Origin of the sequence: Mycobacterium sp. 852002-30065_SCH5024008 (assembly GCF_001665645.1) — a bacterium.
Taxonomy (GTDB): domain Bacteria; phylum Actinomycetota; class Actinomycetes; order Mycobacteriales; family Mycobacteriaceae; genus Mycobacterium; species Mycobacterium paraffinicum.
Map to the genome: position 1 here is coordinate 1 of NZ_LZSZ01000056.1, position 24,793 is coordinate 24,793.

The 24,793-nt window shown below is 65.4% G+C and carries 23 protein-coding genes and 1 pseudogene; 12 read left to right on the forward strand and 12 right to left on the reverse strand.

What is annotated here, in order from left to right; translation table 11 throughout:
- Positions 1 to 198 precede the first annotated feature (198 nt).
- From A5781_RS05580 to A5781_RS05600, 5 genes are all read left to right on the forward strand, one after another.
- Positions 199 to 372 (forward strand): CsbD family protein, encoded by a 174-nt coding sequence (locus tag A5781_RS05580; protein ID WP_066954818.1) that lies wholly within the window; start codon positions 199 to 201, stop codon positions 370 to 372.
- Positions 373 to 395: 23 nt separating this feature from the next.
- On the forward strand, positions 396 to 1,076 hold the full coding sequence (locus tag A5781_RS05585; RefSeq protein ID WP_082939224.1) for a cutinase family protein: 681 nt from the start codon (positions 396 to 398) through the stop codon (positions 1,074 to 1,076).
- A 27-nt stretch (positions 1,077 to 1,103) separates the two neighbouring features.
- Complete coding sequence (locus A5781_RS05590; protein ID WP_067202437.1) at positions 1,104 to 2,087, forward strand: NAD-dependent epimerase/dehydratase family protein; 984 nt, start codon at positions 1,104 to 1,106, stop codon at positions 2,085 to 2,087.
- Positions 2,088 to 2,237: 150 nt separating this feature from the next.
- Positions 2,238 to 3,641 (forward strand): wax ester/triacylglycerol synthase family O-acyltransferase, encoded by a 1,404-nt coding sequence (locus A5781_RS05595; RefSeq protein WP_067202440.1) that lies wholly within the window; start codon positions 2,238 to 2,240, stop codon positions 3,639 to 3,641.
- 12 nt (positions 3,642 to 3,653) lie between these two features.
- Entirely contained in the window at positions 3,654 to 4,817 is a 1,164-nt protein-coding gene (locus A5781_RS05600) for a zinc-binding dehydrogenase (protein WP_067202443.1), read from the forward strand.
- Here A5781_RS05600 and A5781_RS05605 read toward each other — a convergent pair.
- Positions 4,801 to 5,187 carry a PPOX class F420-dependent oxidoreductase gene (locus A5781_RS05605; RefSeq protein ID WP_067202446.1) on the reverse strand — a complete coding sequence of 129 codons (387 nt, stop codon included), beginning with the start codon at positions 5,185 to 5,187 and terminating at the stop codon, positions 4,801 to 4,803. The two genes, A5781_RS05600 and A5781_RS05605, sit on opposite strands and share 17 nt — an antisense overlap.
- Before the next feature lie 159 nt (positions 5,188 to 5,346).
- Between A5781_RS05605 and A5781_RS05610 the strand changes: the two genes are divergently transcribed.
- Positions 5,347 to 5,883, forward strand: a complete 537-nt coding sequence (locus A5781_RS05610; protein WP_067202706.1) for a TetR/AcrR family transcriptional regulator — start codon at positions 5,347 to 5,349, stop codon at positions 5,881 to 5,883.
- Between the two features lie 6 nt (positions 5,884 to 5,889).
- Here A5781_RS05610 and A5781_RS05615 read toward each other — a convergent pair whose 3' ends face one another.
- On the reverse strand, positions 5,890 to 7,092 hold the full coding sequence (locus A5781_RS05615) for a cytochrome P450 (protein ID WP_067202450.1): 1,203 nt from the start codon (positions 7,090 to 7,092) through the stop codon (positions 5,890 to 5,892).
- Between the two features lie 108 nt (positions 7,093 to 7,200).
- On the opposite strand from A5781_RS05615, the gene A5781_RS05620 reads away from it, so the two are divergent.
- From A5781_RS05620 to A5781_RS05630, 3 genes are all read left to right on the forward strand, one after another.
- On the forward strand, positions 7,201 to 7,830 hold the full coding sequence (locus tag A5781_RS05620) for a cysteine hydrolase family protein (RefSeq protein ID WP_231990645.1): 630 nt from the start codon (positions 7,201 to 7,203) through the stop codon (positions 7,828 to 7,830).
- 73 nt (positions 7,831 to 7,903) lie between these two features.
- Positions 7,904 to 9,208, forward strand: coding sequence for a diaminopimelate decarboxylase (locus A5781_RS05625; protein ID WP_067202456.1), 1,305 nt, complete (start codon positions 7,904 to 7,906; stop codon positions 9,206 to 9,208).
- Positions 9,205 to 9,963 carry a rhomboid-like protein gene (locus A5781_RS05630; protein ID WP_067202458.1) on the forward strand — a complete coding sequence of 253 codons (759 nt, stop codon included), beginning with the start codon at positions 9,205 to 9,207 and terminating at the stop codon, positions 9,961 to 9,963. The genes A5781_RS05625 and A5781_RS05630 overlap by 4 nt, the downstream gene beginning before the upstream one ends.
- On the opposite strand, the gene A5781_RS05635 is transcribed toward A5781_RS05630, so the two are convergent.
- Both A5781_RS05635 and ligD read right to left on the reverse strand, forming a co-directional pair.
- Positions 9,960 to 12,002 (reverse strand): glycoside hydrolase family 172 protein, encoded by a 2,043-nt coding sequence (locus tag A5781_RS05635; RefSeq protein ID WP_082939219.1) that lies wholly within the window; start codon positions 12,000 to 12,002, stop codon positions 9,960 to 9,962. The genes A5781_RS05630 and A5781_RS05635 overlap by 4 nt on opposite strands.
- Positions 12,003 to 13,634: 1,632 nt before the next feature.
- A complete protein-coding gene (gene ligD / locus A5781_RS05640) occupies positions 13,635 to 14,672 on the reverse strand; it encodes a non-homologous end-joining DNA ligase (protein WP_067202461.1) in 1,038 nt (345 codons plus the stop codon).
- Positions 14,673 to 14,698: 26 nt separating this feature from the next.
- On the opposite strand from ligD, the gene A5781_RS05645 reads away from it, so the two are divergent.
- Positions 14,699 to 15,769, forward strand: a complete 1,071-nt coding sequence (locus A5781_RS05645; protein ID WP_067202463.1) for an ATP-dependent DNA ligase — start codon at positions 14,699 to 14,701, stop codon at positions 15,767 to 15,769.
- Here the strand turns inward: A5781_RS05645 and A5781_RS26080 are convergent.
- Positions 15,766 to 16,041, reverse strand: a pseudogene (locus tag A5781_RS26080) (HNH endonuclease); the annotation flags it as partial. The gene A5781_RS05645 and the pseudogene A5781_RS26080 sit on opposite strands and share 4 nt — an antisense overlap.
- Before the next feature lie 54 nt (positions 16,042 to 16,095).
- Between A5781_RS26080 and A5781_RS05650 the strand changes: the two are divergent.
- Positions 16,096 to 17,418 carry an adenylate/guanylate cyclase domain-containing protein gene (locus A5781_RS05650; protein WP_067202466.1) on the forward strand — a complete coding sequence of 441 codons (1,323 nt, stop codon included), beginning with the start codon at positions 16,096 to 16,098 and terminating at the stop codon, positions 17,416 to 17,418.
- Between the two features lie 213 nt (positions 17,419 to 17,631).
- Here the strand turns inward: A5781_RS05650 and A5781_RS05655 are convergent, their stop codons facing one another.
- From A5781_RS05655 to A5781_RS05675, 5 genes are all read right to left on the reverse strand, one after another.
- Positions 17,632 to 18,462 (reverse strand): hypothetical protein, encoded by an 831-nt coding sequence (locus A5781_RS05655; protein WP_156624426.1) that lies wholly within the window; start codon positions 18,460 to 18,462, stop codon positions 17,632 to 17,634.
- A 362-nt stretch (positions 18,463 to 18,824) separates the two neighbouring features.
- The gene (locus tag A5781_RS05660) at positions 18,825 to 20,051 is read right to left on the reverse strand and encodes a cytochrome P450 (protein WP_067202471.1); all 1,227 of its coding nucleotides are present in this window, start codon (positions 20,049 to 20,051) and stop codon (positions 18,825 to 18,827) included.
- Between the two features lie 36 nt (positions 20,052 to 20,087).
- Complete coding sequence (locus A5781_RS05665; protein ID WP_067202474.1) at positions 20,088 to 20,993, reverse strand: haloalkane dehalogenase; 906 nt, start codon at positions 20,991 to 20,993, stop codon at positions 20,088 to 20,090.
- A 1-nt stretch (position 20,994) separates the two neighbouring features.
- Positions 20,995 to 21,480: an NUDIX domain-containing protein gene (locus A5781_RS05670; protein WP_067202477.1), complete on the reverse strand. Its 486-nt coding sequence runs from the start codon at positions 21,478 to 21,480 to the stop codon at positions 20,995 to 20,997.
- A 4-nt stretch (positions 21,481 to 21,484) separates the two neighbouring features.
- Entirely contained in the window at positions 21,485 to 22,840 is a 1,356-nt protein-coding gene (locus tag A5781_RS05675; protein WP_067202480.1) for a wax ester/triacylglycerol synthase family O-acyltransferase, read from the reverse strand.
- 125 nt (positions 22,841 to 22,965) lie between these two features.
- Between A5781_RS05675 and A5781_RS05680 the strand changes: the two genes are divergently transcribed.
- On the forward strand, positions 22,966 to 23,463 hold the full coding sequence (locus tag A5781_RS05680; RefSeq protein ID WP_067202482.1) for an adenosine-specific kinase: 498 nt from the start codon (positions 22,966 to 22,968) through the stop codon (positions 23,461 to 23,463).
- Positions 23,464 to 23,466: 3 nt separating this feature from the next.
- Here A5781_RS05680 and A5781_RS05685 read toward each other — a convergent pair whose 3' ends face one another.
- Together A5781_RS05685 and A5781_RS05690 are read right to left on the reverse strand one after the other, a co-directional pair.
- Complete coding sequence (locus A5781_RS05685; protein ID WP_067202485.1) at positions 23,467 to 23,850, reverse strand: DUF1330 domain-containing protein; 384 nt, start codon at positions 23,848 to 23,850, stop codon at positions 23,467 to 23,469.
- A gap of 8 nt (positions 23,851 to 23,858) precedes the next feature.
- Complete coding sequence (locus A5781_RS05690; RefSeq protein WP_067202488.1) at positions 23,859 to 24,716, reverse strand: SDR family NAD(P)-dependent oxidoreductase; 858 nt, start codon at positions 24,714 to 24,716, stop codon at positions 23,859 to 23,861.
- Between the last annotated feature and the right edge of the window lie 77 nt (positions 24,717 to 24,793).

Sequence of the window (24,793 nt, forward strand, 5' to 3'; positions counted from 1 at the left end):
ATGCGATCGTCGGCAGCGTCAGATGTGTATAAGAGACAGGTTCAGATACCTGCGCAGCCGAAGCAACTGGTTGACCACCATGCCGATGCCCAGCAGCATCAGCCCCACCACTATTGCGACCACGATTGCGGCGCTCACACCCTCCATGATGGCAGGACGGGGTTTCAACATCTCCCATTGCTGGGTAGCCACAGCGGCATGAGTAACGAGGACAAGCTGAAGAACAAGATCGAAGACCTGGGCGGGCGGGCCAAAGAGGCCGTCGGCAAGGCGACCGGGGACCACGACACCAGGGACGAGGGCCGGGCCGACCAGGCGAAGTCCAGCCTCAAGGACGCGGGCGAGAAGGTGAAAGACGCGTTCAAGAAGTGAGCGGGCTTTCCGCGCTGCGCCGGCTGCCGGCGCTCGTTGGACTGGCGGCGCTGGTAGCCGGCGCCCTGGTATCCAGCGCGCCCAGCCCGTCGGCGTCCGCGGAACCGTGTCCCGATGTCGAGGTGGTGTTCGCCCGCGGGTCGGGCGAGCCGCCCGGCATCGGTGGTATCGGCGGGTCGTTCGTGGACGCGCTGCGCTCGCAGATCGGCTCGCGCTCGCTCGGCGTGTACGCGGTGAATTACCCTGCCAGCACGGATTTTTCGGATCCCAGCTTCCCGCAGACGGTGGTCGACGGCATCCGTGACGCCAGTTCGCATGTAGAGGCCACGGCCAAGAACTGCCCTAACACCCGCGAGGTGCTCGGCGGGTATTCGCAGGGCGCGGCCCTGGCCGGTTATGTCACCTCTGCGGCCGTGCCGCCGGGCGTGCCCGCGTCGGCCGTGCCCCCGCCCATGCCGCCCGACGTTGCCAACCATGTCGCCGCGGTCACCCTGTTCGGAACGCCGTCGGGCGACTTCTTGCAGAAGTATCACGCCCCCCCGCTGGCCATCGGCCCGCTGTATCAGCCGAAGACCATCGAGCTGTGCGCCCAGGGCGACCCGGTGTGCGGCAGCGGCAACGGCGGCGACTTCGCCGCGCACGTCTCCTACGGCGTGAACGGCATGACGGGTCAGGCGGCCAACTTCGCCTCCAGTCACCTGTAGCCCGGAAGGCCCTGCAAAGATCGCAGCATGCGCGTTCTGATCACAGGCGGTACGGGATTCGTCGGCGGCTGGACGGCCAAAGCCATCGCAGACGCGGGGCACTCGATCCGATTCCTGGTGCGCAACCCCGGCAAGCTGGAAACTACGGTGGCCAAGCTGGGCGTCGACGTGTCCGACTTCGCCGTCGCCGACATCACCGATCGGATCGCGGTGCGCAAGGCGCTGGACGGCTGCGAAGCCGTCGTGCACAGCGCCGCCCTGGTCGCCACCGACCCGCGCCAGACGACGGAAATGCTTACCACCAACATGCAGGGCGCCCAGAATGTCCTCGGCCAGTCGGTCGAGTTGGGCTTGGACCCGATCGTCCACGTGTCCAGTTTCAGCGCGCTCTTTCATGCCGGCCTGGAAGAGCTGTCGGCGGACCTGCCGGTCGTCGGCGGGGCGGACGGCTACGGGACTTCCAAGGCGCAGGTCGAGATCTATGCCCGCGGTCTGCAGGATGCGGGCGCGCCGGTGAACATCACCTACCCGGGCATGGTCATCGGTCCGCCGGTGGGTGACCAGTTCGGGGAGGCCGGCGAAGGCGTCAAGGCCGCCCTGCAGATGCATGTGATCCCGGGGCGGAGCGGGGCCTGGTTGATCGTCGACGTGCGCGATTTGGCCGCGTTGCATGTGGCGCTGCTGGAGTCCGGCCGCGGCCCGCGCCGGTACATGGCGGGCGGCCATCGCGTTCCGGCGGCGGAGTTGGCAAAGATGCTCGGCGAGGTGTCCGGGTCGGCGATGGTCTCGGTTCCGATTCCCGACACCGCCCTGCGCGTCGCTGGCGCGGTAATGGATCGCGCCAGCCGGTTCGTACCCTTCGATACGCCCTTCACGTGGGCCGGGATGCAGTACTACACGCAGATGCCGGCGTCCGACGATTCGCCCAGCGAGCGCGAACTCGGCATTACCTACCGGGATCCGCAAGAGACTCTGGCTGACACGTTCGAAGCCCTTCGCGCCGTGAGCTGAGCGGTGCGGGGCGCTCAGCTGAAGGACCAACGACTGCCGTAAACGGGGTCCTAATGCTCTCGCCGGCCGTGGTCGGCGGAGAGACCATCGCCGTATCGATTCGAGTCATGCGCGCCCAGGCAGGGTCGGACTTCGGATTGGAGGTACGGCATGACCAAACCCATTCCACCCCTGGATCTTTCATGGCTGTTGATCGAGTCGCCGGCCGGTACTACGCATGTCGGCGCCATGCTGTTGTTCAAGAAGCCGGCCGGCCGCGCGCCCATAGTGCGCGAGATCGTAAAGGCGTATCGGGCGTGCACGCCGGCGCCGCCCTTCAACTACGTTCCGGAACTGCTCGGTCGGGGGGCGCCCCATTTCCGAGAGGTGACGCACTGGGACCCCAACTACCACGTCGGACACCTGGCCCTCCCCGCTCGTTCCTCCTACGACGATCTGCTGCGGCTCGTCGCGGATCTGCACGAGCCACAACTCGACCGTAACCGGCCGCTGTTTCGGTGCTGGGTGATCGACGGGGTGCCGGACGGTATGTTCGCGATTTACACGAAGACCCATCACTCGATCATCGACGGCGAATCCGGCCTCAAGCTTCTGTACGCCGGGCTGAGCACGACCGGGGAGCGCACCGTCCCGACACCCGCCTTCGCGCTGGGCGCGCCGGAACCCACGCCGCACCCTCCGACACCCCTCACGTCGCGGATCGCCGACTCGATTCGCGCGACCCTCACGCAGGTCGAGGCGCTCAGCCAGATTTCGGCCGGCGCGCTGCGCAAGCTCTTCGCGACTATCGTCCAATCGCATCTGGAGGGCAGTCTGCCGTTCGGGGCGCAACACGCCCCGACCAACGCCCCGCTGCAGATCGGGCGAAGCTTCGCGACGCTTTCCTTGCCGCTCGAAGAAATGCATGAGGTCGGGCGGCGCCTCGGGGCCACCCTGAATGACGTGGCTGTCACGGTCATCGACGCCGGACTGCACGCCTACCTACGCGAGACGGGCCAAGCCTTCGCGCACCCTTTCATTGCGATGTGTCCGGTGTCGCTGCGCGGCGGCCGGGACACGACGATCGGCACGCGAGTGTCGGCGGTGTTTCCGCGACTCGGAGAGCCCGGAGCGGGCATGACAGAACGGATCCACCAGGTGGTGGACTCGGTCGCCGCGTGCAAGAAGGAGCTCAGCCGCATGTCCAGCGAGGCGGCACTCACCTATGCGGCCGGGCTCGTCGCGCTCGCCGGCCTGGGTTCATCCACGCACCTGGACCGCGTCGTGCACCCGGCGTGCAACCTCGTGATCTCCAACGTGGCGGGCGCAGCGGAGATCAAATACCTCAACGGTGCGCGCCTCCTCGGCATCTACCCGGTTTCCGCCCTCGCGGCCTCGATCGGACTCAACGCCACCTTCGCGTCCTACCACGACAGCATGGACTTCGGTTTCGTCGCCAACGCCGCGGCACTCGATGACCTGCCGCGCCTCGCCCGGTGCACCCGACGGGCCTATGGAGAGCTGAAAGAGGCGGCAGGACTGCAACCTTCGAATCCCAAGTCGGCCACCGTGTAGGAGGATCGACTGATGAAGAGCGTAACGTGCACCAACGCGAAGCTGGACGTCGTCGATCTACCCACACCGACGCCGGCCAAAGGCCAGTTGCTGATCGACGTCCTCCGATGTGGCATCTGCGGATCGGACCTGCACGCGCGGCGGCACTGCGACGAACTCGCCGACGTGATGGCCGAGTCGGGATATGACGCGTTCATGCGATCGGATCAGCAGGTGGTGTTCGGCCATGAGTTCTGCGGCGAGGTACTCGATTACGGTCCCGGCACCCGCAAGGCCCCGCGGCCCGGGACCCCTGTCGTCGCCCTGCCGCTACTGCGGCGCGGCAAGGAGGTGCACGGGATCGGGTTGTCGACCATGGCGCCGGGCGCCTACGCCGAGCAGCTTCTGGTCGAGCAGTCGCTGACGTTCGCCGTTCCGAACGGACTGTCCCCTGACGTCGCCGCGTTGACCGAGCCGATGGCCGTCGGGTGGCATGCCGTTCGGCGCGGCGAGGTGGGCAAGGGTGACGTCGCCATCGTCATCGGCTGCGGGCCAATCGGTCTCGCGGTTATTTGCATGCTCAAGTCGCATGGGGTGCGCACCGTCGTCGCGAGCGACTTCTCGGCGGGCCGCCGTGCGCTCGCGACGGCCTGCGGCGCCGATATCGTCGTCGACCCCGCACAGGACTCGCCGTACGCAACCCAGGCCGGACGCAAGCATCTGCAAGGCATCCTCGAGGCATTCGACCTCGCGGTCGGCACGATCGAGAAGCTACAAAGGCTGCGGGTGCCGTGGTGGCACGTCTGGCGCGCCGCCGAGGCCGCCGGCGCGGCAACGCCCAAGCATCCCGTCATCTTCGAATGCGTCGGCGTCCCGGGCATCATCGACGACATCATCTCCAGCGCGCCGCTGTTCTCGCGGGTCGTCGTCGTCGGCGTCTGCATGGGTGCCGACCGCATTCGACCGGCCATGGCGATCAACAAAGAAATCGACCTGCGGTTCGTGCTCGGCTACACGCCACTTGAGTTCCGTGACACCCTGCATATGCTCGCCGACGGCAAGGTCGACGTCGCGCCGCTGATCACCGGGACGGTCGGGTTGTCCGGCGTCGAAGCCGCTTTCGAGGCACTCGGTGACCCCGAGGCGCACGCGAAAATCCTGATCGATCCGAAGAGCGACGCTAAGCGGCCGGCTTGATCTCCAGCCCCACGTGCACCTTGTCGATGCCGCCCCGGACGATCGAGTGCGCGTAGAACCACCAGGCGTGGTACCAGTACCGCTTGAGCACGGCGTTGTAGACGCGCCGCGTCTCGGACTTCGGCAGGACCCGCGCGATCGCTTCGACCGGCTCGCTCTTCGGCTTGCCCAGGGCGCCGCTCTTGGCGATCGTCACCCGGGGCGTGTTGTTGATCCGCTTTGTTTTCCACGACCCGTCGTCGGTGATGACCAGGAGCTTCTCCCCGTCGGGCACACCCCAGATCGCCGTCGGTTTCGGGCGGCCGTCCTTGGTGAATGTGGTCAGAAGCAGGTACTTGGATGCGATGACGTCTTCGAAGCTTGGAGCCACGGTTTTTTTCCTTCACTTTTTGAACTGTTCGGAGCAATTCCCCGGTCGCCGATTCCCTAATCATGAACTTGGCCTGCGCTTGTCCCACCCGCCGTGTTGATTTTTAGCGATCGCCCAAATTAGGGTCCGTTGATGGCCAGGGACTCCACGACGCGCGACATGCTCATCGACGCGACGATCCAGATCATGGTCGACGAGGGTTACGCCGCGGCGACGTCACGCCGGGTGGCGGCCGAAGCCGGCGTCAAGCCCGCCCTGGTGCACTACTACTTCCCCACCATGGACGAGCTCTACCTGAATGTCTTCCGGCGCGGCGCTGCCGCGTACCTGGAGCGCCAACAGCGCGCGTTGGCATCCGACCGCCCCCTGCACGCCTTCTGGGAAACGCTCATCGAGCCGAAGGACACCCGCCTGCTGCTGGAGTTCATGGGCCTGGCCAACCACCGCAAGGACATCAGGGCCGAGATCGCCGCCTGGTTCGAGCGGTGGCGCGAAATGCAGATCACCGCGCTGAATTTCATTGTCCGCAAAAATGACCTGAACACCGAGGAGTTTCCACCCGCCGGCATCGCGGTCATCATCGCCGCGGTCGGCCGCATGCTGATCCTGGAGCAGGCGCTGGGCGCGACGACCGGCCACCAGGAGGCCATCTCGCTGATGAACCGAATGGTCGACCGATTCGAGATGCCGAGTTAACCCGAATCAGGGCAACACGACTCGCAGCCGCTCCCAGCCCCGCACCGTCGACGTCGAGGCCAATTGCGCCGTGTCGTAGTCGATACCCCATTCGGGCCAGCGGTTCAGGATCTCGTCCAGCGCGACGCGGCCCTCCAGGCGGGCCAGGTTGGCGCCGAGGCAGTAGTGCACACCCTTCCCGAACGTGATGTGCGAGATGTTGTCGCGACGGACGTTGTAGGTGTCGGGATCGGTGTAGCGGCGGTGGTCGCGGTTGGCGGCGCCGAACAGCAGCAGCATGGCGCTGCCGGCCGGAACCGTCGTGCCGTAACACTCGAAATCCCTTGCCATCCAACGCGCGACGTGGGGCCCCGTCGGCTCGAATCGCAGCGTCTCGTCGACGGTACGGGTCAACAGTGACCGATCCTCATCGACGGCGCGCCGCTGGTCGGGATGCTCGGCGAGCACCTTGGCCAGCCAGCCGATCAGCCGGCCGGTCGTCTCGTTGCCCGCCCCGGCCACCACCTGCGTGTAGTGCAGCACCTCCTTGCGCGTCAGTTTTCGGTGCACCCCGTGCTCATCGTCGAACTCGACGTTGAGCAGCGTCGTCATGAGGTCGTCGGAAGGGTTCTTGGCCCGCCATTCCACGTAGTCGGCGTAGATCCGGCCGTCGGCGATCGACTCGGCGTCGACAACCTTCAGCGGTGCGCCCGGCTTGGTGCGCAGGTTGGCATCATTGGCGTCGCGCACCGAGACTTGTTCGGACTCAGGGATTCCCAACAACATCCCGATCACCCGCATCGGCATCATCGAGGCAAGCTCCGCGATGATGTCGAAGCCTTGCGAGCCGACGAGCGGGTCCAGGCACCGCACGCAGTATTGCCGAATCTGGTCCTCGAGGGCGGCCATCCGGCGCGGCGTGAACACTCGCGCCATCAGGCCGCGCAGCCTGGTGTGCTCGGGCGGATCCTGGAACATCATGACGCCACCGGGCATGTCGAATTTCGACTGGATGAGCTCGAGGATGTCACTGCGCTTGCTGGAGAACGTCTCCCAGTTGGCCAGCGCCCGCTCGACGTCGGAATGGCGGGACAGCGCCCAGAAGTCATAGCGCTCGTTGTAGTAGATCGGTGCCTCTTCGCGCAGCCGCGCGTACGTCGGATACGGGTCGGCGTTGATGTCGACGTCGTAGGGGTCGTAGTAGACGTCCGTGTCGCTGGTGACGGTCATCGATGCTTCACCTCCACGCCGTTTGGGCGATCGCCCAAATTCAGGCGCACCCATGTCTAGCAGCAGGTAGACCGGGCAGTCAAGATGCCGGAGAGGGATGATGTCGGCGTGACATTTGACAAGGACACCACCGGGCTGGTGGTGATCGATCCGTACAACGACTTCATCTCCCCCGGCGGCAAGGTGTGGGAGCGCCTGAAGAACGTCATCGAGAGCAACGACTGCGTCACGCACATGAGGCAGGTGCTCGACGCCGCGCGGTCCGCGCATATCCGCGTGTTCTACGCGCTGCATCGCCGATACCGCCCCGGCGATTACGAGACGTGGAAATACATCGCCCCCGTTCAGAAGGCGGCGTGGTCACGCAAGACCTTCGAGTTCGGCACCTGGGGTGGCGAGCTACGCGACAGGTTCGAACCGCAGCCCGGCGACGTCGTCGCCCATGAGCATTGGTGTTCAAGTGGTTTCGCCAATACGGATTTGGACCTGCAGCTCAAACGGCACGGCATTCATCGGCTCATCGTCATGGGGCTGATCGCCCACACCTGCCTCGAGGCCACGGTGCGGTACGGCGCGGAGCTTGGTTACGAGGTCACCGTGGTGCGCGACGCAACGGCGGACTATTCGGACGTGGAGATGCGCGCCGCGCTCGAGGTGAACATCCCGAACTACGCGACCGCGATCCTGCCGGCGAACGAGGTGATCGCCTCGATCGCGGCCAGTGTTCCGGATCTGTGAAGATTTACCGCCCGGGTGTGAAGGCTTCGTTAAGACGGCGGCACGCCCGCGGCCGGACCGGCACCGTGGAGGTATGACGCTCTTCGAGCTGCTTCCGTCGGTGAGGCACGGGTTGAACCCCCACCTCGATCGCGCGGTCTGGCCGCTCAGCGCGTACGTCGACGACCTGGGCCGATTGTGCGTCGGCGACGTCGCCGCCGACGATATCGCCGCCGAGTACGGCACCCCCATCCACGTGGTGGACGAGGAGGATTTTCGCGCTCGCATCCGCTGCTATCGCGCGACGCTCCCCGATGCCGAGCTGATTTACGGCGGCAAGGCGTTGTTCAGCGTGGACGTGGCCCGCTGGGCCGCGGACGAAGGGGCCGGCGTGAAGGTCTGCTCGGCCGCCGAGCTGGCCACCGCGCTGGCTGCCGACGTCCCGCCCTCGCGGATCGTCCTGGCCGGCGCGAAGACCGCGACTGAGCTCGGTGACGCGATCGAGGCCGGGGTCGGGCGGATCGTGATCGACTCACCCAGCGAGATCTCGCTGCTCGCCTGCCGGGTGCGTCACCGGCAGCGCGTCCTGGTGCGGGTCATTCCCGACGTCGGGGCGCCCGACCAAAAATTCGGCTTCGCCCTGTCGGGGGGCCAGGCGGCACTCAGGCGTGTCGTGGACCAGCCGTCGCTCGACTTGGTGGGGCTGCACTGCCAACTCGGGGCGCACCTCACCGACGCCTCGCTCTACGGTGCGGCTATCCGGCAGATGATCGGCGTGATGGCCGAGGTCCGCGAACACCATCAGGTCGTGCTCACTGAGCTCAATCTCGGCGGCGGTCACGCGATCCCATACCGTTCGGGCGACCCGGAACTCAACCTGCGGTCGCTCGGGGCCACCGTCGATGCCGCGTTGGAATCCGCTTGCGCGGAGCGCGGATTCCCGCGGCCGAAGATCGTGATCGAGCCAGGCCGGGCGATCGCCGCACGCGCCGGGGTGACCCTGTGCCGGGTCACAGCTGTCAAGCGGCAGCCGGGCGGGCATACCTTCGTCGCGGTGGACGGCGGACCGGCCGACAACCCGCGGCGTATGGGCGCGAAATACACGGTGGCACTGGCGAACCGCCACCGCCCGACCGCCAGTACACCCGTCACCGTCGTGGGCCGGAATGGACACGGTGACGAGATCGCGCGCGACGTCGAGCTGCCCGCGGACATCCACCCCGGAGATCTGCTGGCGGTGGCCTGCACCGGCGCCTATCAGCACTCGACGGTATCGAGCCTCAGCCTGGTGGGTCGGCCGCCGCTGGTCGCGGTCTCCGGCGGCCGCGCTCGAGAACTGGTGCGCCGGGAGACCGTGGCCGACCTGCTGGCCCGCGACCGCGGTTGGAACGGCCAATGACGTCTTCCAGCACGAACGTTCGCGCACGCGCCGACCGCTTGCGTGTCACTGTGGCGTACGCCGTCCTGTTGCTCGCGGTCTCCGTCACCCTGACCGCTATGGGTGCGCGCACCCGCGCCTCGGTCGTCAGCGAAATGAGCACCAACCTGCACAACCTGGCGCACGGCCACCTGGCCGCCCTGGTCGGTAGCGCATTCGTCAGCGACGGGGGCAACGTCTATCTCTGGTTGCCCGGGCTGGTGTGCCTGCTGGCGCTGGGCGAACTCATCTGGCGCGGTAGGGGCTTGCTGATCACCTTTGCCGTCGGCCACATCGGCGCCACCTTGATCCTCGCGGTAGGGCTGGTCGCCGCGGTGGAGACGGGATGGTTGCCGTTCTCGGTCGCGCGGGCCACCGATGTCGGGATCAGCTACGGCGCGGTGTGCGTGCTGGGCGCCCTGACCGCATCGATACCGTTGCGCTGGCGTCCGGCCTGGATCGGTTGGTGGCTTGGCATCGGGTTGGTGGCCACGTCTGACGCGGACTTCACCGCGTTCGGTCACGTTCTGGCGCTGCTCCTTGGCATGGGCTTGTCGTTCCGGTTGCCGTCGATGGCGCGCTGGACGCCCGTGCACGCGACCTTGCTGACCGTCGGCGCCGCGTTCGGGTTCTTCGTGCTGTCGGGATGCTCGTCGTTGATGGCTCCCGTCGGCGGGTTGACGGGCGTCGTGGTGGCCCTGATCGCCAATCGGGTGGTGCGGTCGGCCGCGGTCTAATCGGTTGAACCGGTCAGCGTCTCGATCTCATAGCGGCTGGCCGTCCACGGCGGGGAGTCGGGTACGGGCGTGAGGCTGATCGTCAGCTGCCCTTTGCCCGCGGTTACCGATTGCGGCAAGAGGTACGTGTCGTCGAGCCAGCGATGAAAGCTGTTGCTGCGGGGCTGCAGCCAATTCCCGACGGGGACGCCATCGATGGTGATGTCCGCCGACTGGAAGCCGTCCGCCTGATCCGACGTGCGGCGCAGCAGGATGCCGCGGTTGTCCGGGTTGGTCTCGAGGTGGAACGTGACCGCGGCGTTGGTGGCGCGGACCGATCCGATCACCGGACGGGTGTCGTCGGCGCCTTCATATTCGCTGACCAGCAGCTGATCGGCGCCGTCAGTGTCGGCGTAGCCGTGCAGGAGTCGACTGACCGGGTCGCCCGGGCGAACGTTGTCGCCAGGCGTAAGGGTGTCATTCGGCTGCGTGTAGAGGAAAGCTGTTGAGCTGTAGTCGGGTTGAACCATGTTCCGTTTACCGTGCTCGATGCCGAAGCGGATCGCGGAGTGGTAATCGATGGCGTCGGCGAGCATGAGCCGATAGACGGCGACACAGTAGTCGGCGCAGCCGGCGGTGGCCGTGCGCCGGTCCGGTTGTCCGGTGAGCGGGTCGCTGAAGCGGGTGCCGTCCTTGAAATACCAGCCGCCCTCGTAGAGGTCCTCGGTACCGGTGCCATACCACTGGGGCGACCCGGCGCCGTCCGTGTAGACGCGTTCGGCCCCTTCGAGAAAGTAAGGGGCGGCGTCACTGAACGCGGTCCTGATTCGAGAACCGCGGATGGTGTGGCTGACGCCGACGAATTTCCCGTGGCCCTGTTCGTCGGCGAACAACCAGTCTTGGCCGGGGACCGTCGGCCCGGCATGCGAGCGAGCGGTGAAGTAGCCGGCGCGACCGCTGGCCAGTGCGGGCGCCCATTGGGCATCGGGGGCGATGGTCACGTCGCTGTCGATTCCGGCTACCGGGTCGTCGGTGGTGTTCACAAGCGTGATGCGGGCCGCGTGGGCGAAAGGCATGGGCCACCATGCGGACAGCGACAGCGGTCCTCCGGGCTGCTGGACTACGGCGAACATCAGGGACCGCACGGTATTGGCACCCAGCCCGGCGCCGAAGAACTCCCCGAGCGGGGAGTCGACCATGGTGCGGCCGTCGAAGTCCATTTGCAGCCGCAAGCCGCTCAGCAGTTGGTCCGCCGGTTCGGGCAGTTGCAGCCGTAACGCCGAGATGGTGCCCGGGCCGGTCGATTCCGCGATGGTCGTCTCGGCCCGGGCCGGGACCTCGATAACCCGGTTGTCGTGAACCGCCGCAGCCGCAGACGGTTTGGGGTCAACGGTGCCCGCGGCGCGCATCGTGGCGAGCACGTCGAGCGCGGGGTCGGCGGGCGAGAAAGTTGAGACGCCCACGGCGCTCGAGAATTGGCGATAGTCGACGTGGTAGTACTCGAGATTCGATGCGACGCTGATCCGCATCGACTGTCGGTAGGGCATCGGCACCTTGATGTACACACCGCCCGGCGACTGCGCCGCATTCGCAACGAGCGGCCATTCGAACGGCGCACCCAATGCGCCGTCGACCACCGATTGCAGGGGAGCGTCGAGCACGGTTCGTCCGTCCAGTTCGACGCGGATGTTCCCGATCCGGGTCACCTTGCCGCCGTCGCGGGTGAGCCAGATCGAATCCACCTCACCGGCACCGCGATCCTCCGCGATGACGCAGCCGGCACCGCCGGAGTTCAAACATCCTCCGGTCCCGTTGCGGTTACCGGTGGAGAGGTCGAAATCACCGCCGCTGCGGTCGAAACTGGAGAGCTGCAGGGCCTGCGTGTCGGTGCGCAGATACGGCAACCGGTCCAGCCGTCGATAGGTGTCCCAGCCGATCAGCCGGTCGGCGGCGTCGTTGCCGATCGGCGCCGCGAGCGCCGCGCCCGCAGCGGTAATACTGGCCGGCACCGAGAGCACAAAAGCTAACGTCGCGCACCACGCACGAATAACCACGGGCATAGCGAAGAAGCTTACTTTTCTCGGTCGGGTTGACCAGATTTGGAATCTAACGACGGTCCGGCCCAACAAGGCGCGAATGATCCTTCTGCGTGAATTGCATTCATGATGCCGGTAGTTCGGGGAAGAGCGCACCGAAAATGGCGCGGGCGGATACGCGGGCACGGTCGGTGTGGTCGTGCAGATAGCCTGCCGAGTTCGCGAGCAGGATTGCAATGGGCACGGCAGATGCCGGGATCGCCGACAATCGTCAGCGCTGCAGCGACCCAAAACCCGTATCTCGGTTCTCCCGAATACGTTTCGGATCGCCCTGCTTTGTTGCAGATGTAGGTCGGATCGTGTGCTGCCTATATTATCCCCCCACCCACCCATGCGGAAGATTATGGAAAATGAATGCATATCAGGCTCTCGGTCGCCATCAAGAACGTATCCGCCGGCCGTGCCGCCAGCGACTACGCCGCGCTTTCAATCAGTTGAAGTTGACCGCCGCAAATTTAGTGAATCCCATAGCATTCCGCATTGCACTCACGTAACATAACTCCCCTCGGGCGTACATCTCTCCTCTAAAGGATGGAGTGGTTCATGTCTCGTATGAAGTACAAGGTTGTCCTCGGGCTGATTCTGGCCGCCACCGCGCTGACATCCTCGGGTTGCACGGTGCCGCTAGTCATCGACTGCAGCACTGCAGCCACCGGAGTTACCTGCACGCCATAGGGGGTCGTTCGGCCCTCGAGGGGTTGCGCTGCTGGCACGCTTTCCTTGGTACGACCGCTTTGAAGTCTACCGAGTACTTGGGCGTGCCAGTTAGCGCACCGACTCTCATCGTCCTGCTCGAGATGAGACTGCTTGCAAGTCAGGCACTTATCTGAGCAACGAGTCGCGTGGTGCGCGCGCATAGGCGACGAAAGTGAATCGCGCGATCCGGGCGCTCGCAGTGCGCTTTGGCGCGAATCGGCACAATCGTGTCGAAATCCGTTGCCGCCGAATGCCGGTTCGGGAGCGCTGCCGTCCGTGGCCGCTCCACTAAACCAGTGCGAACATCACTGTGACCGATCTCCGTAAGTCGCTGCGGCACAGGGAAATCCGGTACGCGAATTCTCGGCCGTGATTGTTCCACCTATAGATATTGGCGGACCGGATCATCGCAATTTTGTTTACTCCCATAGCATTTCGGATTGTACCCACGTAAAATAACTCGTCTCGGGCGTAACATTTCTCCTCAGATGGATGGAGTGGTTCATGTCTCGTATGAAGTACAAGGTTGTCCTCGGCTTGGTCTTGGCCTTCACCGCATTGACGAGCTCCGGATGCACGTTGCCTACCTTCTCGTGCAGCGGTGGAGCGACCGGAATCACCTGCACGCCATAGGCGGTCTTTCCGCCGTCGGGGTTGCGCTACTGGCACGCTCTACTTTGCAGGCTTGCCTTCGGCCGTGGGGCGTGCCAGTCAGTGCACCGACGCTTCGTCGGATGATCCTTGAAGCGCCTGTCTACCAGGCGTTCCGTACAGCTAGCGTGTTAGCGCGCCAAGCCGACTAGGCGCAGCGCCAACGTCACTGTGACAAATCGCCGCACGCCCTGTGCCACAACGAAATCGCAGCTGTGCAGTCCCCGTCATCCATGGGGCGAAGCTCTATTACTTCGCCTTGCCGTTCTTTTTCAAGTCCGTATCCCGGCTGGGCTGAACGCGTTTCGGTTCTCCCGGCATTTTCGGGTAGTTCGGCGGATACGGCATATCGCCGAGGCCGCGCTCTTCGTCGGCGTCGGCGATCTCCAGTAGGGGCGCGATCGACTGCGCCACGTCATTCATTGCGGCCCAGGGGTCTTGGCGGCCCTTCACCAGATCGGGAACCGTTGCGATGGTGTAGTCGTCAGGTTCCGCGCTGGCCAGCTGGTCCCATGTCAGCGGCGTCGACACTGTCGCGATCGGGGTGGGGCGTACCGAGTACGCCGACGCCATGGTGCGGTCCCGGGCGTTCTGATTGAAGTCGACGAAGATGCGCTCGCCGCGTTGCTCTTTCCACCACGCAGTGGTGGCGGCCGCGGGCGCACGTCGCTCTACTTCGCGGGCCAGCGCGATGCCGGCGCGGCGCACCTCGATGAAATCCCAGTCGGTGGCGATCCGCAGGAAGACGTGGATCCCGCGGCCACCGGATGTCTTGGGGTATCCCACCAGACCGAGCTCGTCGAGCAACGGTCGCAGCACGTCGACGGCGACCTCACGCGCCTGCTCGAAGGCGACGCCGGGCTGCGGATCCAGGTCGATGCGCAACTCGTCGGGATGGTCGGTATCCGGGCAGCGCACCTGCCACGGGTGCAAGGTGATGGTGCCCATCTGTGCCGCCCACACGATGGCGGAGGGGTGCGTCACCTTCAACGCGTCGGCGGTCCGTCCGGAGGGGAACGTCACCCGGCAGGTCTGCAAGTAGTCGGGGTGGTGCTGCGGGACCCGCTTCTGATAGATCTCCTCACCGTCGATGCCATCCGGGAAACGCTGCAGATGGGTGGGCCGGTCACGGAGCGCGTCGAGCATCGGGCCACCCGCCACGGCGAGGTAATACTCGACGAGCCGCCGCTTCGTGCCTTTCGAGCCCAGCTTGGGGAAATAGACCTTGTCCGGATTAGTCAGGCGCACCGCAATACCGTCGACGTCGAGCTCTTCTGCAGCAGCCATACCAAAGATTCCAGCACAATCGGCCTATGGACTTACCCGTCATGCCCCCGGTGTCGCCGATGCTTGCCAAATCGGTGCGATCGATCCCGCCCGATGCGTCATACGAACCGAAATGGGACGGATTCAGGTCCATCTGCTTCCGTGACCGTGACGACGTGGAGCTGGGTAGCCGCAACGAGCGGCCCCTGACGCGCTATTTCCCCGAGTTGGTGGCCGCGGTGCGGGCGGAGCTGCCCGAGCGTTGCGTGATCGACGGAGAGATCGTCATCGCCACCGACCACGGCCTGGATTTCGAGGCGCTGCAACAGCGCATCCACCCGGCGGATTCGCGCGTGCGGATGCTCGCAGAAGTGACGCCGGCGTCCTTCATCGCGTTCGACTTGCTCGCCCTGGGCGATGACGACTACATGCGGCGACCATTCAGCGAGCGGCGCGCCGCCCTAGTCGATGCCCTGGCGGACTCGGGGCCTTCCATCCACGTCACGCCGGCCACCACTGACGTCGATATTGCGCGGCGCTGGTTCGACGAATTCGAGGGAGCCGGACTCGACGGTGTCATCGCCAAGCCGCTGACCGTCACCTATCAGCCCGACAAGCGCGTCATGTTCAAGATCAAGCACGAGCGGACCGCCGACTGCGTGGTAGCCGGCTATCGCGTGCACAAGTCCGGCGGCGACGCCATCGGCTCGCTGCTGCTCGGGCTCTACCAGGACGATGGTCAGCTCGCGTCCGTCGGGGTGATCGGCGCTTTTCCGATGGCCGAACGGCGGCGCCTGTTCGCCGAGCTGCAGCAGCTCGTCACCGAGTTCGAGGACCACCCCTGGAATTGGGCTGCCCACGAGGCCGGCGAACGAACGCCGCGAAAGAACGAATTCTCGCGCTGGAACGCCGGAAAGGATCTTTCGTTCGTGCCGCTGCGTCCGGAGCGCGTTGTCGAGGTTCGCTATGACCACATGGAAGGCCGGCGCTTTCGCCACACCGCACAGTTCAACCGGTGGCGCCCAGACCGCGAGCCCCGCTCGTGCACATACGAACAACTCGAACAGCCGGTCACCTTCAGCCTCGGTGACATCGTGCCCGGTTTGGGACCGGGCTAGAAGGGCGGCGGCTGGTTGCGTTCGGCGATGTGGGCGGCGTTGAGCGCGCGTTCGGCATTGATTCGGCGGGCTCGGTCGTGCTGTCGGGTCCGGCGGCGCGTTGGCATCATCACTCCACGATCGCCGGGAGGCCGATATCGCGTTGAGGCGAGTCGTAATTCGCCCGTCGGCACGCACAGCGCGGGAAACAACAGCCGGCTGCCAGGACGGGTGGTGTAGGTCTGTCCGGTCGGCGACGTCCATACCACGGTGCCGTCGACTCGTTGGCGATCAGCCAAGCGGCCTGACTCCGGTAATCTTCGCGTTCCTCGGCTTACACTTCCGCAATGTTCTCGGAGACGCGCTACGCGCTGAACGGAGACTTGCACGTCGCCTATCGCACCTCACCCGAAGGTCCCCGCGACATCGTGTTCGTCCCGAACTGGGCCACCTGTTGCGAGCATCTTCCAGAGCTACCGTCCCTTCAAGGGTGGGTCGAGACGATGACATCGCTCGGTCGACTGATCTTCTTCGACCAGCCGGGCACGGGAGCGTCCGATCCAGTCATGCCGGGGGCGCTACCAACATTGGAGCAATGGGCCGACAGCATCACCGCGGTGTTGGACGATCTCGGGAGTCGCGAAGCGATCCTCGTCGCATTCGACGGGTCGTTCGCGCCAGCGGCGCTGTTCGCGGCGACGCATCCGTCCCGCACCACCGCGCTCGTGGTGCTGGAGTGCTACGCGAATCCGATGGTTGAACGCGCTGATGGCGTCAATCCCGAGGAACTCCTCGCTGCCTTTGCCGCCATATGGGGGACGGGGGAGGTACAGCATGTCTTGAATCCGGACATGCCGTGGAACGAGGAGATCAGGGCAGCTTGGGCTCGAATGGAACGCCAAGCGGCGAGCCCAGGGACCATCGCAGTCGTGCAGCCCCTCGCGGCCGAAGTCGACGTGCGGGCGCTGCTTCCCACGGTCCGCGTGCCAACCCTCGTCGTCCACCACACCGACGACCCGTTGACCCCGCCCGCGTGGGGCAAGTACATCGCTGATCACATACCGGGCGCGAAGTACGTCGAACTCCCTGGGCGCAACATGTACCACTTCGTCGAACCGGAATGGCGCGAATCCTTCCGGGCGATCGCCGAGTTCCTCACCGGTCACCAGGCAGAGGTTGCCGACGACCGGGTTCTTGCCACCGTGTTGTTCACCGACATCGTGGACTCGACGCGCCGTGCTGCGGAGATCGGCGACCGTGATTGGCATGCGCTGCTGGACGCCCACGACGCCATCGTGCGCGTCCAACTCAATCGCTTTCGAGGCAGCGAGGTAAACACCTCTGGTGATGGCTTCCTTGCGATGTTCGACGGCCCGCAACGAGCGATCCGCTGTGCCATGGCAATTCGCGACGCAGTGCAGGCGCTCGGCCTTGAGGTGCGCTCCGGGTTGCACACCGGCGAATGCGAAATGCGTGGCGACGACATCGGCGGGATCGCCGTGCACATTGGCGCGCGGGTGAGCGCACTGGCCGACGCAAACGACGTACTCGTGTCCAGCACGCTGCGTGACCTCGTGATCGGGTCAGGAATCGAGTTCGAGGATCGCGGCACGCATGACCTCAAGGGTGTGCCGGGTGAGTGGCGTTTGTTCGCCGTCGCTTCCTCTTAGCGATGGCCCCGCTGCTGGGGGTGTGTCTTCCAAAAATGCCCGTGCCGTCGAGGCGTTGCTTGTCGTGCCAAGCCGTCCAGGATGTTTGGAGCAGGTGGTAACACCGATTGGCTCTATTACTACATCAGGAGCCAGATCCGAGACACCACCGACGCAAGCGAGCTTGCGTTAGCGCTGGCACACGTCAAGCTTTGCGGCCCGCGACCTGCCGCACTACAGACACGGCGGAGGACCTTTGGTGAAGCGCATAATCCGGTCGGGTGTTCTCCACAGGTCGATCGTTTGAACCACCCAGTATGCGGCGAACTCGAGGATCAGCGCCACCTCGGCTAGAAGGCCCCAATGGCCCCCCAACCCTCTTGAGACATGAACCCAGAGAACTGCAATTAACGTCGCCAGCATCAGCCAGGCAATCCCCCAGTAGATGCGCTTATAACCGCGCTGATGCGCTGACTTCGACGGGTCCTCTCGCCCGACGACGTATGCGGTGCAGAACGTGGTGGCGATGAAGGACGAGAGCAGCAGTACCGCGGCTGCGCCGTGTGCATACTCCTTGAACGTGTCCGGAAAGAAGAGCAGCGCAATCAGTCCGAGCACCATAATCAGCCAGAAAACGCACAGCGACACTATTCCGCCCGGCCTTCGTTTCCGCGGGGGGCGGCCGCGCCTCCATTGGTCCAGCATCACCGACCAGATCAGCAAATAGCCCAGACCCAACGCGATGGCGACCGCCCAAACATTGGGCAGCATGGCGGCCTTGGCGGTGTCGTCGAAGTCGAGCGGCAGATTAGCTGGCCCGGGGCACAGGTCCATGGGTCGAGGCTGCGGCACTATCGCGGCGGTTAATGCGCTCACCCCGGCCAGAGTCAACAAGACATCCTCGGTGTCGGTGCTGCCCCTATAGATGATGAATAGCGTGCCGAGCGCCAGGAGCGCGGCGACGACGATGCTGTGCGCGGAGGTGTAATAGTAGGTGCTGATGGCCGATTGCCAGCAGGGTGCCGATATCTTTTCGATGATCACGCCCGCAGCGACCATCACCATTAGTACGACCATGGCGACGCGTAAGTCACGGTATATGGCAAGCGTGATGGGAGTGCGACGCGGGCGTTGGCCGTCCGTGCCGCTTGGCTGGCTCACGCTGCCCACACTTCTGGACGACGATCGCTTTCGCCCTTTTGGTTCGCTTCAGGCATGTTCGGTACCTGTTTGTGACGATGTCCGGTGATATGGCTGACTTCACACGATTTTACGGATATTCGTCTAACGGGTGTGCAGCAATGCGGCTTCTGATTTGAAGTCGCGCGGCATCGGCCTGCCGAAGGCGGACGTAGACCGCGTCAAGAGCCACCTGGCGAAGTACTACAAGAAGAGGGGCGAGAGCCCTCCGTGGGAGCGCGGGTGATCTAGACCGCGACGGAAAGCTGCGACAGTCCGCGCAGCGTGACGTTGGCCTTGTACTGCGGCTCGCCGTCCAGCCGCGCGTGCGGGAACCGCGCCGTCACCGCCGACAGCGCCACGCCTGCTTCCAGCCGGGCCAGCGGCGCGCCCAGGCAGTAGTGCGCTCCCCGACCAAAACCCAGGTGTCGCAATCCTTTCCGATCCGGGTCGAAGAGATCGGGCCGGTCGAATTCGGCAGGATCACGGTGGGCGGCGGCGAGCACCAACATCATGACATCGCCCGCGGGTACCTCGGCTCCACCAATCGTCATGTCGGCGAGAGCAATTCGCCCGACAAGTTGCACGGGTGGGTCGAAGCGCAGGGTCTCTTCCACGATGGCCGACGCTCGACCCGAGTCGGTGCCCAAGCGGCTCCACTGGCCGCGATCGCGCAACATCGCCAACATGGCGTTCCCGATCAGGTTCACCGTGGTCTCATGTCCGGCGATCAAGAGCAGGTTGCAGGTGGAGACAATCTCCTCCTCGGTCAGTTGATCTCCGGACTCCTCCACCGCGATCAGCCCCGACAGCAGGTCGTCACCGGGTGTCGAACGGCGGCGGTCGATCAGGCCGTGAAAGTACTCGCGCAGCCACGTCCCGGCCTGTTGTCGCTCATTCGCGACCTCGGGCGGCACTCCGGTGATCGTCGAGAACGGATCCAGCGCCTGGGCGAGCAGTGCGGACGCACGGCTGAATTGCGGCTCGTCGTCGAGCGGCACGCCGAGCAGCCGGCAGATCACTGCGACCGGCAGCGGATAGGCGAAATCCTCGACGACGTCGAAGTGACCCTTTTCGGCGACCCGATCGAGCATTCCGTCGACCAGCGAACGAATGTCGGGTTCCAGCGCGTTCACCACCTTGGGCGAGAATGCCTTGCTGACCAGTCGGCGCAGCCTGGTGTGATCCGGTGGGTCGAGAAACAAGAAGCCCGGCGGGCCCTGCCTGCGCGGCGCTGTGCCGGCCTCGGCCTGCCGCTTGGCGACCGTCGAGTTGACGTTGTCGCTGCTTGACGATGGGTGCCGCAATACCTCGTCGCAGTCTCGGTAGCTCGAGAAGACGGTCAGGTTGGCGCCAGGCAACTGCAGCGCTCCGCCGTCACGAAACTGCGCACAGAGTGGATACGGGTCGGGCCGGTTGGCCGGGTCCAGCAGCTGCAGCAGCAACCCCTGGGAATCGGTCGGCGCGGTCGTCATGCGGCCATTCTGCCCCTAGGCGGACCGCAGGCAGTTTCAGCGACGGAGGAACTCGACGATGTGGCCCGCGAGCTCCTCGCCCGCATCCTCTTGCAGGAAGTGTCCGGCGCCGCGGATCAGGGGGTGATCGATTCCCTGCGCGCCGCACATCTCGCGTTGGAAGATCGCGCCCATCGGGCCGGTGATCGGGTCGCTGTCGCTGAAGGCGACCAGCATGGGGGTGGGGCTCGCGGAGAGTTTGGCCCACGCCGCTTTGTTGGCCGCCGCCGCGGGATCGTCCGCCGAGGTCGGCACCAAGCCCGGCATGGCGCGCGGGCCCGCGCAGTACTCATCGCCGGGGAACGGCGCGTCATAGCCCGCGCGCACGTCGTCGCTCATCGGTTGGCGACAGCCACCCTGCACGAACGCGCCGACGTGTAGCTCCGGTGCGGTGGTGATCGCCTCGCGAAAGCGCCACCAGACGTCGGGCATCGGCTGCTCCCCGGTCGGCAGGCCGGTGTTGGCCACGACCAGCCGGGCGAATCGATCGGGGTGTTCGGCGGCGAGGCGCAAACCGATCAGCCCGCCCCAGTCCTGGCCGACCAGGGTCACGTTTCGAAGGTCGAGGACGTCGAAGGCCACCGCGCGCATCCATTCGACGTGGCGCGCGTAGCTGTGATCCTCGCGGCGGGTCGGTTTGTCTGAGCGACCGAACCCGACCAGGTCGGGGCAGATGACCCGGTGTCCGGCGCCGACAAGTACCGGAATCATCTTGCGGTACAGGAAGGACCACGACGGCTCGCCGTGCAGCATGAGGATCGGGTCGGCCCGCTCGGGGCCTTCTTGCACCCATGCGATCCGCAGCGTCCCGCCCTCGCCGTCCGATATTTCGCAATACCTGGGCGCATACGGAAAGTCGGGCACGCGGTCGAACGACTCGTCGGGTGTGCGTAACGTCTGCATGTCAGGTCCCTTCGTGTAACCCCGCCAGATCGGGATGCGCCATCAACCGGTCTAAAAACCCGAGTTGCCCGTTCAGAAGCTTGACGCGGGCCTGCGCCACCGAAAACCAGCCCACCCGATCGACTTCCGGGAACTCGCGGAACTTGCCCGAACCCTTCGGCCATTCCAGTTCGAAGGTGTTGCTGCGCGCGTCGCTCACGTCCAAGTCGCCGCAAACGGCGAAGGCGGTGACCAGCTTGCCGCCGGACTGCTTCAGTTGGCCTAGGTCCAGCCGGGCCCCGGCCGGCGCCGAAAGCCCGAGTTCTTCGAAGAACTCGCGTTGGGCGGCGGTCCACGGGTCTTCGCCCTCGGCGTACTCCCCTTTGGGAATCGACCAGGCCCCGTTGTCTTTTCGCGCCCAGAACGGGCCTCCCGGGTGGGCGATCAGGACTTCGACGACGCCGTCGCGGGTCCGGTACAACAGCACACCCGCACTGAGTTTCGGCATTCGCTCAGGACCCGACCGACCGTTCCAGGTCCTTGAGCGAGGACTCCAGGTGCACGAGCAGCCGCTGCAGGTGCGGCACGCTGCGCCGGCATCCCACCAGACCGAAGTCCAGGTTTCCGGCGTTGTTGGCCAGCGTGATGTTCAGCGCCTGCCCATCCAGCGCGATGGACAGCGGATAGTTGCCGTCGAGCCGAGCGCCACCGTAGTAGATCGGCTGGGTGGGCCCCGGCACGTTGGAGATGATGATGTTGAACGGCGGCGACGTCGACGCCACCCAGCCCGGAACCGCCGCCAACGCCAGTGCTGACGTGTTGGCGGCGGACAGCGCCAGCGCCTGGAATCGAGGCAACTGCGAGAACACCTTCTTGTTGCTGCGCATCGAATCGCTGATGGTCTGCAATCGCTGTGCGGGGTCGTCGGTATCGGTGGCGAGGTTGCACAGGATGGCGCCGACGAGGTTGCCCCCGGCGTCGGCCTCGTCTTCGGTGCGCAGGCTGACGGGGACCATTGCGATCAGCGGCGTGTCCGGTAGCGCGTTCTGCTCGAGCAGGTAGTAGCGCAGGGCGCCCGAGCACATCGCCAGGACGACATCGTTGAGCGTCACCCCAGCGGCTTTCTTGACGCTCTTGATGCGGTCCAACGACCAGGACTGCGCGGCGCAGCGGCGCGCGCCGCCTATCTTGACGTTCAGCATGGTGCGCGGCGCCCCGAACGGCAGCGTCAGTTGCTGCTCGAAGAGCGCCGCCCGGGCCAGCGAAAGCGTAGATGGGGCAAGCGCCGCGAGAGATCCCACCGCATGCAGCGCCGACGTCAGCGGGCTTACCCGGTTGCTCTTGCGCTTGCTCTTGGGCAAACTCCACGGCGCGCGAATCTCGGGGTCATCGGGGTCGGTCGACAACGCGCGCTGCATCAGCTTCTGCGCGGAGACGCCGTCGATCAGTGCGTGGTGGATCTTCGTGTAGATGGCGAACCGGCCATCCTTGAGACCCTCGATGATGTGGGTCTCCCACAGTGGACGATGACGATCCAGCAGGCTGCTGTGCCACCGCGAGGTCAGCTCGAGCAGTTCACGGATCCGACCGGGCGACGGCACAGCCGAGCGTCGGACGTGATAGTCGACGTCGACGTCTTTGTCGTAGGACCAGCCCAGGTTCGCGATTCCGCCGACGAACGCCGCCGGATGCTTGCGGAAAGTGGGCTGGAAATCATCCTGCGCGACCAAGCGGTCATAGAGCTCACGTACGAAGCCGCGGCCGGCGCCCTCCGGCAGCTCGAACAACTGCAGACCGCCGACATGCATAGGATGTTCCCGCGACTCTCCCAGCAGAAATATCGCGTCGGTGGGCATCATCAGTTCCATCCATCAATTAGACCCCGACGGACGCCGGGGCGAAGGCCCTCTTTAGAACATCGCGGTCTTTCGGCCCCTCATAAAGGACAAAAGCCTGTAGCCGTGGGGCCGCGGCCGCGTGGCAGCATGGGTTCGTGGCGACACCATCGTTGAGCTGGGACGTGGTGGCCGTTGACAAGCCAGAGGATGTCAACGTGATCATCGGCCAGGCGCATTTCATCAAAACGATCGAAGACCTGCACGAGACCCTGGTCGGCGTGAGCCCATCGCTGCGGTTCGGCGTGGCCTTCTGCGAAGCGTCCGGACCGCGGTTGATTCGCCGCAGCGGCAACGACGCGGACTTGGTCGACCTGGCAACTCGCGCCGCGCTGGCCATCGCGGCCGGACATAGCTTCGTGATCTTCCTGCGGGAGGGCTTTCCGGTCAATGTCCTCAACCCTGTGAAAGCGGTCCCCGAAGTCTGCGGGATCTACTGCGCCACAGCCAATCCAGTTGAAGTCATTGTCGCGGAGTCCCCGCGCGGTCGCGGCATCGTGGGTGTCATCGACGGTCAGACTCCCGTCGGAGTGGAAGGCGACCGCGACGCGGCCGAGCGCCACGACCTGCTGCGCGCTATCGGTTACAAGCTCTGACCGTCAGTCGCCCGCGAGGGACCATACCGACGTGGCGATCAGATCACCCCGATCGAGTCCGGCGGCGCGGTGTTGGTGCACCTCGGCGTACTCGGCAGTGGTCACCATGGCGATGAACGCCTGCGGCGTCGGGTATTCAACGATGAGAATGGCGTCCCACCAAGGCCTTTCGCCGTCACCGATGACGAACGTCGGCGCAGTTCCCGCGTAGCGGACGGTGGCACCCACCCGCTGCAGGTGCGGTGCGACCTCCTGCCCGTAACGCCGGTAGGACTCAAGTCCATCCGGGGACTTGAACTTCAACAGGTTGACCATCACCACCGGTGCGTCGGCGGGCCGCGCGGCCAGGGCCGCGAACTGTTCGGCGTTGGGCTCCAAGTTGCTCATGGTGACGATTAGAGCAGATCGGTGATGGTCTTCAGGCCCGCTTCGTACAGCACGCCGGGCAGCATGCCACCGTCGTGCTCGATGGTGGTGCCGTTGACGAAGTCGGCCTCCCCGCCGGCCAGGAACACGCAGACCCTGCCCACCTCCGCGGGGTCGCCCGCACGCCGCAGCGGAACCGCGGCGAAATACTTTGCGCCCGTTGGATCGTCCTTCGGCAAAACGAACGACCGGAAGTTCTCGGTCATCGTTGGGCCCAGCGCGATGCAGTTGACCCGCACCTTGGGGCCCCACTCCTCGGCCAGCGAGCGGGTGAGATGGTTGAGCCCGCTCTTGGCCGCGCCGTAGGAAACCAACGTCGGTGATCCGGCCGGATGGCCGGCGCCGCTGGAGATGTTGATGATGCAGCCCACACCGTCTTGGGTGCGCATCTGCCGGTAGACGCGGATGGCGAACCAGAGCGGGCTGATGAGGTTCATCTGCACCGCGTACGCGTGGAACAGCGCGGTGCGCTCGTATTCGTCGTCGCTGGCGGGCGCCCCCTGAATGCGTTGCACCAGCTCGGGAATGCTCTCGGCGTGCGGCGCCGGAACGGTCCCGCCGGCGTTGTTCACCAGGATGTCGATCCGGCCGTGCTCGGCGACGACCTCGGCGACGAAGGAATCGATCGCGCGGTAGTCCCCTTGGTCACAAACCTTCTGGGAGGCCCGGGCGGCCCAGTCGGTTTCGCAACCGGGGATGGCGTCCAGCGGTGAACGCGAACAGCCGACGACGGTAGCGCCGGCGCGGAGCAGTTCGTGGGCGATGCCGACGCCCACGCCGCGGCTGGTTCCGGTGACGATCGCGACCTTGCCGTCGAGGATGCTCATGACAGGCCTTCCCACTCGCAGTCGATGTTGACAGTCACTGTCAGCGGGTCATACTGTGCCAGTCCGGTCGTGGGCGT